This is a genomic window from Acinetobacter lwoffii (assembly GCF_052078135.1).
Taxonomy (GTDB): Bacteria; Pseudomonadota; Gammaproteobacteria; order Pseudomonadales; family Moraxellaceae; genus Acinetobacter; species Acinetobacter lwoffii_Z.
Genome location: NZ_JBQGUZ010000001.1, coordinates 144,736 through 157,272 on the forward strand (window position 1 = coordinate 144,736; position 12,537 = coordinate 157,272).

A 12,537-nucleotide genomic window follows, 5' to 3' on the forward strand; every position below is an offset into this window, starting at 1 on the left:
AAAGCACCCATTCAGGGTGCTTTTTTATTATATTTTCTCAATAAAATGTCAATTACCAAGTCCGTGGATCCCAAAGTTTAAAAGGTGCTTTTAGCTGTACATCCAATGATGGATCATAAGCAGTCGGTTCAATTTTTTGGGCTTTTTTACGAATCTGGCCAGTTTCCTGATCTTGTGCCACGAAGTTAAAACTGTCTGATTTTAGCTGAGTAAAAGCAATTTCATTCAGACCAACTTTTTCTGGCATCAGCATGAGTGGCCCTGAAACACTCCGGCGTGTACTGATATTCTCTTCATCATATTTAATAAAATAAGACTGTCCCGCTTCGACAGTAAAATCCAGATATTTAGGTTTCTGGAAATGCAGCGCGCCTAGCGGTCGACTGGTACTCAAACGATAGGTCCCTGCAGGCACTTCAATCCAGTAATAATGGTTGTGCAATAAGCTTGGAATATGTTCTTGATTGATAAACAGGCTGGCAGCGACAATTTCCTGACGATTCCATTTAGAATCGGGCCGGTATAAATACACGATGGCGGCTTCATCATGCTGCGGTTTCACCGTCTGAAACTGGTTGCCCTGCTTTTGATTGACCCAACCGCCAATGGTAAACATGCCGATACGATGCTGCTCGACGAAGCCCGGTTTTTTTTCAAGATCGATATTTTTTAAAGTGCTGAGTGGCTGTGTAGGCTCAACGACGGCTTTCTTACCATGACACCCCAGCAATGCCAAACTGCTGATGAGTACAATTGCGACTCCACGCATGCTTATCCCTCACTGCGTCTTTATTCTTTTGTATGCAAGTGCTTTGCGATTTGTTTTTTATAAGTTTTAGGCATCCACGCCTAGTGAATCAGATTAACACCGAGCTTTATTTTTGGAAATAAAAAACGTGCGAAAACACGGAGTTTTCGCACGTTTCGGACGAATAGCAATTAAGCGGATTTGCTATTCACGACCTTTAAATCTATTTTTGTCGCAGTCTCTTGCTGATCATGTGGCTGACGCTCGGCACGGTATTCCGGCTCTGCTTCACCTTTAATCACGGCTTCATTGATGACGACAGTGCCGACATCGCTACGGCTTGGCAAGTCATACATGGTTTCCAGCAATGAATTTTCTAGGATCGAACGTAGACCACGTGCACCTGTATTACGCTCAACTGCTTTCTTAGCCACTGCACGTAATGCCGATTCTTCAAAAACCAGATCCACATCTTCCATATCAAACAGATGTTGATACTGACGGGTTAACGCATTCTTCGGCTCAGTCAGAATCTGCATCAATGCTTCTTCATCCAACTCGTCCAAAGTGGCAATTACTGGCAAACGACCAATAAATTCTGGAATCAAACCAAATTTTACCAGGTCAGTTGCTTCAACTTGACGGAACAAGTCAGACAGCTTCTTGGTTTCATCTTTTTTACGCACTTCTGCAGTAAAGCCGATGCCACCTTTTTCCTGACGTTGCTGTACAATTTTCTCAAGTCCTGAGAATGCACCACCACAGATAAACAGGATGTTCGAGGTATCAATCTGAATGAATTCTTGCTGCGGATGCTTACGTCCACCTTGTGGCGGAATTGATGCAACCGTACCTTCAATCATTTTCAATAATGCTTGCTGAACACCTTCACCCGATACATCACGCGTGATGGATGGGTTTTCAGACTTGCGGGTAATCTTGTCGATCTCGTCGATATAGATAATGCCCTTTTGCGCTTTTTCGACATCGTAATCGGCTTTTTGCAGTAGCTTCTGTACGATGTTTTCTACATCTTCACCCACATAACCGGCTTCGGTCAGTGTCGTTGCATCTGCCATGGCAAATGGAACATCAAGAAGACGTGCCAGCGTTTGTGCAAGCAAGGTTTTGCCCGAGCCTGTCGGACCAACCAACATAATATTACTTTTTGAAAGCTCGACTGAATCATCAGCTTTCTTGCCATTATTTTGCACTTTCAAGCGCTTGTAATGGTTATAAACCGCAACTGACAAGGTTTTTTTCGCGACGTCCTGACCAATCACATATTGATCCAAGGCCGCACGAATTTCATGCGGTTTCGGCAAAGGACGATTGGCCCAGTCATTGGTTTCCACCTGCTGACTGGTTTGAACCAAATCTAAGCATACGTCCACACATTCGTTACAAATGTATGCGTCCTCGCCTGCAATCAGCTTCCCGACTTCAGACTGCGTTTTACCGCAAAATGAACAATGCTTTTGTCCTTGAGGATGTTCGGACATATTTACTCCATTATCTCAATCTTTAAAACTTATGGACGTTTAGTTAAAACTTCGTCCACAAGACCGTATTCTTTCGCTTGCTGAGCAGTCATAAAGTTGTCACGGTCTGTATCACGTGCAACTTTCTCGTAATCCTGACCGCTGTGTTCAGCCATTAAACGGTTTAAACGTTCTTTAATAAACAGGATTTCACGTGCATGAATTTCAATATCTGAAGCCTGACCACGGAAACCACCCAATGGCTGGTGAATCATGACACGGGCATTTTCAAGGCAATAACGCTTACCTTTGGTACCGGCATTCAGCAGGAACGCACCCATTGATGCTGCCTGACCCATGCAGTACGTTACGACATCAGGTTTGATAAACTGCATGGTGTCATAAATCGCCATACCCGCAGTTACCGAACCGCCTGGTGAATTGATATATAAATGAATATCTTTATCTGGATTTTCCGCCTCTAAAAACAACATTTGCGCAACGATCAGATTCGCCATGTTGTCTTCAACTTCGCCCGTCATAAAAATTACACGTTCACGCAAAAGGCGTGAATAAATATCAAAAGAACGCTCACCACGAGAGGATTGTTCTACCACCATTGGCACTAAAGCGTTTTCAATCGTTGGAACATACATACGTTTATTTATTCCTAAATTTTTTGTGACCTAACCCATAATCACAATATGAGGGATAATCACTGAAATTGCAAAAAATTCGCCAACAAATCCATTATATTTTTTGCATTAGTTTTGTGAAAAACAGAAATGCTTTTTTCAGGCATCAATATGAAAAAAAGGCGCATTAAGCGCCTTTTTTATCGAAAGCTAAATTAGCCTTGTTGACGAGCTTGCTGCTCTTTCAATAAGTCTTCATAGCTTACAGTCGCATCAGTTACTTTAGCAGAAGCCAAAATGTAATCAACAACTTGGTCTTCTAGTACAACTGCTTCGATTTGGGCACGTTGTTGCGCATCGTTTTTGAAGTATTCAATTACTTCGTTTGGATCTTCATAAGAAGAAGCCATGTCTTCGATGTACGCTTCAACGCGTGCAGCATCTACTTCAATTTTCGCATCAGCTAAAACACGGCTTACAAGTACGCCAAGTTTTACAGATTTTTCAGCTTGTTCTTTGAACAATTCGTCTGGAAGCATGCTTGAATCAAATGCTTTCGCACCTTGAGCACCAAACTGCTGTGTGAACTGCTGGATCATTTGTTGACGTTGACGGTCAATTTCTTGAGCAAGCATAGCAGCTGGAAGTTCAACTTCGTTTGCAGCTACAAGTGCATCGAAAGTCGCGCCTTTAACCTGGTTGCGAAGGCCATTCTTCACTTCACGTTCCATGTTTTTACGAACGTCAGCTTTTAACTTCTCAACGCCTTCTTCTTCAGATACACCGAAGATTTTCAGGAATTCAGCATCGATTTCTGGAAGTTTTTGCTTTTCAACAAGCTTCACAGTGATTTTGAATTGAGCTTGTTTACCAGCAAGGTTTTCAGCTTGGTAGTCTTCAGGGAAAGTTACATCAATCACTTTCTCTTCGCCTTTCTTCATACCAACGATACCGTCTTCGAAGCCAGGGATCATACGACCAGAACCAAGTACTAGTTTGAAGTCTTCTGCAGAACCGCCTTCAAATTTTTCGCCGTCGATTGAACCTTCAAAATCAAAAGTTACTTGCATGTCTTTTTTAGCCATGCCTTTTGTTTCAGCCCAAGCAGCACGTTGTTTTTGAAGATTTTCAATCATCTTCTCAACGTCTTTGTCATTTACTTCAGCTGCTTTACGCTCAACTTCCAAACCGTCGAATTTCACTTCGATTTCTGGATAAACTTCAACAGTCGCTGTATATACCAGCGCGTCGTCTTTCATTTCAGTTTTTTCGATGTTTGGCATGCCCACAGCATTGATTTTTTCTTGCTGGATCGCTTCGAAAACTGTGTCACGAATAATATCGTTTACTACTTCTTGGTAGATACCCGCGCCGTATTCACGACGAACTACGTTTACAGGCACTTTACCTGGACGGAAGCCGTTGATCTTCGCAGTTTTAGCAGTGCGCTTTAAACGAGCTTCAAATTGCTCATTAATACGGCTCGTCGGTACAGAAACATTTAAACGACGGGCAACGCCCGAAACCGCTTCAGAAGTTACTTGCATGGCTTCCTCTATATATTAGGTTATAACAGGTTTATAAAAATGTGCCACATTATATGACAACATTTAAGGATATACAAAAAATACGCGCGAGTTCCAGTTTTTAAGCCCTTTTTTCACTTGAATTGCCACCTTTCCAGATACCTAGTCAACCCAATTTAAATAGAGAAAATGTATATTTTTATTGCAAATGATAAATACTATCATTAATATCCAGTTTCTTATTTGAGCAACAATACTAATTTATTCTTCGGTTCGGGAATCTGGTCATGCATAGTTTTAGTCTTCGTCCACTTACATTGGCAATTCTTGGGGTTACAGCAACATCTACTTTTGCAGAGACTGTGAACGAGACAGCGACTCCTACAACAACACATCAAATGTCTACGATTGTGGTTTCAGCGGCGGGTTTTGAACAAGATATTAAAAATGCGCCTGCTTCAATTAGTGTAGTAACCGCAGAAGAATTAAAGAAAAAAGGTATTACCAGTATTGCAGATGCGCTCAGTGAAGTACCAGGTGTCGACGTACGAAATGGCCAAGGCAAAACTGGTGGTTTAAATATCCAAATGCGTGGTCTGAATCAATCTTACACTCTTATTTTGATCGATGGTCAGCGTCAGAATACTTCTGGTTCAATTGGTCCAAATGGTTTTGGTGAATTTAGTACAAGCTTTATGCCACCATTAGCTTCTATTGAACGTATTGAAGTCATTCGTGGTCCTATGTCTACCCTTTATGGTTCTGATGCCATGGGCGGTATCATTAATATTATTACCAAGAAAGTTGCATCAGAATGGAATGGTAACGTTTCTGTTGAACAGAATATTCAAGAAAATTCTGATATTGGTAATAACTGGAAAACCAGTGCAGTTGTTAATGGTCCAGTGATTCAAGATAAACTTGGTATACAAGTACGTGGCGAGTTTTTCCACCGCGATCAATCAGATCGACTTGTTACCCCCGCAAAAACTATTGATGAAGGTAGCCAAGGTCGTGACCCACGTACAGTAGAAGCAAATAATTATGCTGTGGGTACAAAACTTACGCTAAATGTAAATGATAATGTCTCTACTTGGGTAGACTTTGATCATGCTAAACAACGTTTTGATAATAGTGATGCCCGTTTAGGTGAACTTTACGAATTCAACCGTACGACAGGTTTACCATCAGGAATTGGTTCATATAAAGACGAGATCAAATTCTTAAGAGATCGTATTTCTGCAGGTGTAGATGCTGAGCTTAGCTTAGGTCAATGGAAAACATTTGCAAACTATGTTTCTTCTGAACAAGAAGGCCGTCGTCTTCCAAAAGGAAATGTACCTGAATACAATTATTATTCAGATGGTACACAAGATCGTATTTTAGAAAATAAAGACCTAACCGTTGATTCTCGTATTATTTCAACACTTGGCAACCATAAACTTACAGCTGGTGTTGAATATAAAGATGGTGAAACCATCGATAACTCAGCAGGTAATGGAGTTGCTTTTAAACAAGATTCTTGGTCTGTGTTCGCTGAGGATGAATGGAATCTAACGGATTCTCTTGCATTCACTTTCGGTGGTCGCTACGAAGACCATAGTGCTTTTGGTGGTCACTTTACACCTCGCGCATATTTAGTTTGGAACACCAATGATCAGTTGATTTTAAAAGGTGGTATAAGTACTGGCTATAAAGTTCCAACAGCGAATGACCTTCATAATGGAATCAATGGTTTTAGCTCACAAGGCCGAAACGTGACTTTGGGCAACCCAGATCTTAAGCCTGAAGAAACCACAAACTATGAACTTGGTTTCGTTTACGACAACTTGTCTAATTTCTCTTTAGCTACCACTGCGTTCTTTACTCAGTTTAAAGATATTATCATCAGTGATGCACGCGTCGTTGAAAACTGTTTATGGGCAGGTCGCCCAACAGGACAAGCACCTGCAAACAACTGCATGACTGTAGGCAGTTTTGATAATCAGCAAAACTTTAGCTTTAAAGGCAATGCAGGCGAAGCTGAAAGCTACGGTGTGGAACTTAGTGCTAAATATGAAATTTCTCCAAGCTTTGATGTAAAAGCAAACTATACTTGGTTAGAGTCTGAAATTACCGAAGGTGAAAATAAAGGTAATCCTATTGAAAATACACCTCGTCACGCTTTGAACTTCACAGGAACTTGGTATGTGAATGATAAGTTCACTACCTGGTTAGAAGCTGAATATAAATCTGACCGTGTACGTTTCATAGATCCTGATTTAAGCGATGTCAATGTAAGTCGTGAAATTGATGCTGTCGGCAATAAGTTAAAAGCCTATGAGCTATTTAATTTAGGTGCATCTTATAAAGTCAACAATCAAGTTACTGTTTCAGGTCGTGTGAATAACTTATTGAACAAAGACTTTGGCGACTATAAGTCATTTATTAATAGTGATAACGAAGTTGAAAATGCTTTCCTATATACTAAAACGACGAGTGGTTTAGCGGGTACTTATATTCCAGACCGTAACTACTGGCTATCTGTTTCATATGACTTCTAATATTTAAGTGAAAGTTATTTAAAACCCTGCCCTGGCAGGGTTTTTTATTATCGCTAGATTAGTACTCCACGAAAAATCCCTAATTTATGTCCCTTTATAGACATCATTATTCTCAATAAAAATTTAATAATCAGATTAATTTTTCAATATTTATTAAAATCAAAAACTTAAGTAGATATTGTTATATCATTACATTTAAAAACTCATTTAATATTTTCTTAAAGATCATGAATTCCCATGATAAAAAGATAAAAATAAAAACAAGAATCATTATTATTCGCATACATTTTTAGCATTCATTTATTAGGTTTAACATGACCTTCATTAAAACACGTAAAAAAATCGTTTCTTCTGCAATTGTTTCATCTTTATCAATGGTAGCTGCATCTGCGATGGCAGAAGAACAGGTGATCCAGTTAGAGACTATTCATCAAGAAGTCAAAGCTGAAAAAGCACCCAGCTTAAAAGTAGATCAATCTGCGAATAGCAAATTTGTTGCGCCTTTACTCGACACCCCCAAGTCAGTTTCAGTGATTTCAAAACAGCTGATTGCCGATACACAAGTGACGACTTTAGCTGATGCACTGCGTACAGTTCCGGGGATTACCTTGGGTGCAGGTGAAGGTGGTAATCCGAATGGTGACCGTCCATTTATTCGTGGTTATAACTCTGAAAGTTCGATGTATGTAGACGGCGTTCGTAATGCCACCTCACAAAACCGTGAAATGTTTGCGGTAGAACAAGTTGAAGTGACCAAAGGTTCTGCTTCTGCCATGGGCGGTGCAGGCACCACTGGCGGTAGCATTAACATGATTTCTAAAGTCGCTAAAGCAGGCGATTTTCTAGAAGGTTCGGTCGCTGGCGGCACAGATAATTATCAACGTATTACTTTAGATGGTAACAAAGACTTTGGTAATGGTATTGCGGCACGTGTGGCAGTCATGGGGCATCAAAATGAAAAAGCAGGCCAGAAAGACGGTGCAGAATATAAACGTGCCGGTATTGCACCGAGTATTAGTTTTGGTCTGGACACCCCTACTCGCGCGACTTTAAGTTATTACTATTTAAAAACCGATGACACACCTGATTCAGGTATTCCTTATAACAATCCATTTGCGCTCACAAATGCAAATGTAGGATTGAATGGCAACGGCAAGCCAATTGATATTAAACAAGGTCAATACTATGGCTGGAAAGATCGTGACTTCCAGAAACAGGAAAATCAGTCAGGAACGCTTAAATTAGAACATGATCTGACGGACAACTTAACCATTAGCAATACGGCAGTGTATAACACGTCTAAAAATGATTACCTTTGGACCAATCCAGATGACTCAAGAGGCAATTTCTTACTGAATGGCAATGTCTGGGCACGTGCCAACTCACGTGTAGCAGATACTGATGCTTTTACCGACCAACTTGCTTTAACCGGTAAATTTAATACAGGCATGCTTAAACATAGTTTTAACCTGGGGGCCGAATATTCAGACCAAGAAACTGACCGTACCCAATACATTATTGATGGGGTTAACGCTACAGGTAACGTACACAATGCCTGTAACGCTGGTGATATTACTTCGGGCTGGTGTACTTCGGTACAAAACCCAAACCGTGGGCCATGGACAGGTACATTAAGTACCAATGGTGCTGACCGTTACAATATCGACAGCAAATCAAAGTCTGTTTATTTCCTGGATAGTATTGAATTCACCCCTCAGTGGCTTTTAGATTTGGGCGTTCGTTGGGATGACTACTCAACTGAGCAAACCATGACTTATGGTGCACGAAATAATGCAGTTACTGGTGCAAACAATACACCGATTACAGCAAGTGCTGGCGATCAAGTGACGATTAAAAATGATAAAGATTTCATCAACTATCAAGCCGGTCTTACTTTTAAACCAGTTGAAAATGGCAGTATCTATGCAAGTTATGCGACTTCGTCTAATCCAGTCGGTGTAGATGGTGGCGATGGTTCTGAAGGGATTACAGCTGCAATTAACAACCTAAAGCCTGAAGAAGTCCGCACCATGGAGTTAGGGACTAAATGGGATGTACTCAATGACAAACTTAATCTGACTGCAGCTATTTTCCGTACAGAAAAAACCAATACTCGTGCGACCGGAGATGATGGCACCACAAGTAATATTGGTGAAACTCGTGTCGATGGCATTGAGCTAGGCGTAAACGGTAATATCACGGATAAATGGGCAGTTTCTGCTGGTTATACTTATTTAGACAGTGAGTTAGTTGATGGTGGTTATGAAAATATTGGCACTACAGCAGCTCCAATCTACATTTCCAATAGAAGTAATGGTAATCAGGTTCAAAACGTCGCGAAAAACAGTGCAACCCTTTGGACTACTTATGCAGTAACTCCTGCTTTAACCCTAGGTGCTGGTGCCGTCGCAATGGACAAAGTCTATGGTAATGCTACTAATACCAAGTTTGTACCGGGCTATGTTCGCTATGATGCCATGGCGCGTTATAACGTGAATGAAAATGTTGATTTGCAATTAAACGTCAACAACCTGTCTGATGAACGCTACTTCACAAAAGCCTATTCATCTCATTATGCGACCGAAGCAGAAGGCCGTAGTGCAGTGTTAGCAGTCAACTTTAAATATTAATTCAATGCAACCGCATAGCCTCCTGATGGGGGCTATGTTATTTTTAAAAGACGATTATTCAGGGGTTTCTCGTGCTGCATCATATTCCAAATGTACTGAGCAAAGAACAGGTGCAATATTTCCGTGAGGAGATGAATAAGATTGAGTGGGTCAATGGCAAGGTTACCGCAGGTACGCTCTCTGCCACCGTGAAACAGAATCAGCAATTACCTGAAGATCATCCCCTGACCCAGCATTTAAGTACGATCATTCTTGAATCGCTGGGACAGCATGCTCTGTTTTTATCGGCGGCGATTCCTCTAGATATTATTCCCCCGCTTTTTAACCGCTATGAAAATAATGAATCTTTCGGCTTTCATGTCGACAATTCGATTCGTCGTATTCGCGGCAGCAATGAACGCCTCAGAACGGATTTATCCTGTACGGTTTTTTTAAGTGAGCCGGACGAATATGTCGGTGGTGAACTGGTAGTCGAAGACACTTACGGTTATCACGAAGTGAAACTTCCTGCCGGTGATATGATTTTGTATCCATCGACCAGCTTGCATGAAGTCACGCCAATCACTGCCGGTTGTCGAATTGCTTCATTTTTTTGGGTACAAAGCATGATCCGTGATGATGCAGAACGGCATATGTTGTTTAATCTGGATCAGAGTATTCAAAACTTGAGAATGCAGCTGGGCGATCAGCATGCAGAGGTCATGAAACTGACCAATCTGTATCATAATTTAATGCGTAAATGGGCTGAACTTTAAAAGAGGCTCTGTCTTCAATGATCTTTAAAAACAACTGGATCTATTGTTTATCAAAATATACTGCGTTGTGGCACAATTGAACGTAATAAATAACGCATTATGTCCAAATTAAGAAAATAAAAAATACAATATTTAGAATAAGTGAAAATATTTTTCAATTCTTAAAGTTTATAAGAAAATCTTTATTACCATACGACTAAAATCCATAAAAATAGCAAAAACTTTTCGGGATAAGTGGATTAAACTTTAAATTATAAGTAAGGCATTTAGTGCATTTGGTGAAGCTAAACCACCAATATTTAGACCATATTTCAGGTTTGAACCAGACTGTCACTAAAACCCAATGAATAGACAAAATCTATGCCGCTGACCCACGCACCGCTTTAACCAAGATTACGGTACCCAAGTTAGCATAAGGAGCTCTCTCATGATGTTGGCTGATCCAAGTAAAAAATACCGTCGCATGTATCAACGTGTGGACTTACCAGACCGTCAATGGCCGAACAATGAAATCAACAAAGCGCCAATCTGGATGAGTACCGACCTGCGTGACGGTAACCAAGCGATCTTTGAGCCAATGAACATGGAGCAGAAATTCAAGATGTTCCAGATGTTGGTGAAAATCGGTTTCAAACATATTGAAATCGGCTTCCCGTCAGCATCGCAAATTGACTTCGATTTCACCCGTAAATTGATTGAAGAAGGTCATATTCCAGATGACGTTTATATCGAGGTATTGGTTCAGGCACGTGATCATTTGATTCAACGTACCTTTGAATCTTTACAAGGCGCAAAACGTGCCATTGTACATATCTATAATTCCAACTCGCCGACATTCCGTAACAAAGTCTTAAATGTTGATGTAGAAGGTGCAAAACAGTTAGCCATTAATGCTGCACAGAAAGTAAAAGAATATGCCGCAAAACAGCCGGAAACTGAATTTGTATTTCAGTACAGCCCGGAATGTTTTACTGCAACCGAATTAGAAGTCGCGAAAGATGTCTGCGATGCAGTCACTGAAATCTGGGAAGCATCACCGACCAATAAAGTCATTTTGAACTTGCCTGCAACGGTAGAAGTTTCAGGTCCACACGTCTATGCCGATCAGATTGAATGGATGCACCGCAATATCCAGCGCCGCGACGGCGTGATCATTTCTGTACATTGTCATAATGACCGTGGTTGTGGCATCGCGGCATCTGAATTGGCAATCATGGCTGGTGCTGACCGTGTTGAAGGCTGTGTCTTCGGAAATGGTGAACGTACCGGTAACGTCGACGTGGCTGCGATTGCCTTGAACATGTACACCCAAGGTGTAGCACCAAACTTGGATTTCTCCAACATCAATGAAATCATTGCGACTGTGGAAGAATGTACCGGTTTACCTGTGCACCCGCGTCATCCATATGCTGGTGATTTGGTGTTTACTGCATTCTCGGGTTCGCATCAGGATGCCATCAAAAAAGGTTTCGAGTTCCAGAAGAACGAAGAAATCTGGGATATGCCGTACTTACCAATCGACCCGAAAGATTTGGGCCGTGACTATGACGCAGTGATCCGTGTGAATTCACAGTCAGGTAAAGGTGGTATTGCCTACTTGTTAGAATCGAACTACAACGTGATCTTGCCGCGTCGTTTACAGATTGAATTCTCTCAGATCGTACAAAAACGTACCGATGAGCAAGGCACTGAAATCAGTGCGACTGAAATCTGGAAGTTGTTCAAGGAAACTTATGTGGATGCTAAAAACGTTCACTATTCTGCGAAAAACTATAAATTGTCGGATGACAATGGCAATCAGGTGATTGAGCTTGATCTTGAAATTGATGGCCAGTCACGTCGTGTTCGTGGTGAAGGCAATGGTCCAATTTCTGCGATTTTGGATGCACTTCAGTTGCCGATTGACGTGGTGAACTATGAAGAGCGCAGCATCAGTTCAGGTGCTCATGCCAAAGCCTTGGCCTTGATCGAACTTCAAGTGAAAGGTACTGGTAAATCTGCCTTTGGTGCCGGGGTACATGACAACATCGTGACCTCTTCTATCGAAGCAATTATTGCCTCGACCAACCGTCTGATTGATCAGGGTGTTTTAAGCACTGATCAGGTGATTGCTGCTGCGGTCTAAACGGCTGTATTAGAATTAGCAATAATTCATAGCACTAAAATGACTTTAGAAGGATACCGGCAAATGGTATCCTTTTATTATTCATACTAAAGAT

8 protein-coding genes are annotated in these 12,537 nt (G+C 41.2%); 4 read left to right on the forward strand and 4 right to left on the reverse strand.

Translation table 11 applies throughout. The annotated features are described in order from the left end of the window. Positions 1–52 precede the first annotated feature (52 nt). The 4 genes from ACTL4S_RS00640 to tig all read right to left on the reverse strand — a co-directional run bounded on the left by ACTL4S_RS00640 (position 53) and on the right by tig (position 4,411). On the reverse strand, positions 53–769 hold the full coding sequence (locus tag ACTL4S_RS00640; protein ID WP_004729543.1) for a DUF2846 domain-containing protein: 717 nt from the start codon (positions 767–769) through the stop codon (positions 53–55). Positions 770–939: 170 nt separating this feature from the next. Then, complete coding sequence (gene clpX / locus ACTL4S_RS00645; protein ID WP_004278407.1) at positions 940–2,250, reverse strand: ATP-dependent protease ATP-binding subunit ClpX; 1,311 nt, start codon at positions 2,248–2,250, stop codon at positions 940–942. A gap of 29 nt (positions 2,251–2,279) precedes the next feature. After that, the gene (clpP, locus tag ACTL4S_RS00650; RefSeq protein ID WP_004647427.1) at positions 2,280–2,885 is read right to left on the reverse strand and encodes an ATP-dependent Clp endopeptidase proteolytic subunit ClpP; all 606 of its coding nucleotides are present in this window, start codon (positions 2,883–2,885) and stop codon (positions 2,280–2,282) included. A 194-nt stretch (positions 2,886–3,079) separates the two neighbouring features. Beyond that, the gene (tig, locus tag ACTL4S_RS00655) at positions 3,080–4,411 is read right to left on the reverse strand and encodes a trigger factor (protein ID WP_004647426.1); all 1,332 of its coding nucleotides are present in this window, start codon (positions 4,409–4,411) and stop codon (positions 3,080–3,082) included. A gap of 266 nt (positions 4,412–4,677) precedes the next feature. Between tig and ACTL4S_RS00660 the strand changes: the two genes are divergently transcribed. From ACTL4S_RS00660 to leuA, 4 genes are all read left to right on the forward strand, one after another. Then, on the forward strand, positions 4,678–6,933 hold the full coding sequence (locus ACTL4S_RS00660; protein WP_005245956.1) for a TonB-dependent receptor domain-containing protein: 2,256 nt from the start codon (positions 4,678–4,680) through the stop codon (positions 6,931–6,933). A gap of 314 nt (positions 6,934–7,247) precedes the next feature. Then, a complete protein-coding gene (locus tag ACTL4S_RS00665) occupies positions 7,248–9,563 on the forward strand; it encodes a TonB-dependent receptor (protein ID WP_441298544.1) in 2,316 nt (771 codons plus the stop codon). 71 nt (positions 9,564–9,634) lie between these two features. Next, positions 9,635–10,318: a Fe2+-dependent dioxygenase gene (locus ACTL4S_RS00670; RefSeq protein ID WP_224216997.1), complete on the forward strand. Its 684-nt coding sequence runs from the start codon at positions 9,635–9,637 to the stop codon at positions 10,316–10,318. Between the two features lie 427 nt (positions 10,319–10,745). Beyond that, positions 10,746–12,443, forward strand: a complete 1,698-nt coding sequence (gene leuA, locus ACTL4S_RS00675) for a 2-isopropylmalate synthase (RefSeq protein WP_441298545.1) — start codon at positions 10,746–10,748, stop codon at positions 12,441–12,443. The last annotated feature ends 94 nt before the right edge of the window (positions 12,444–12,537 follow it).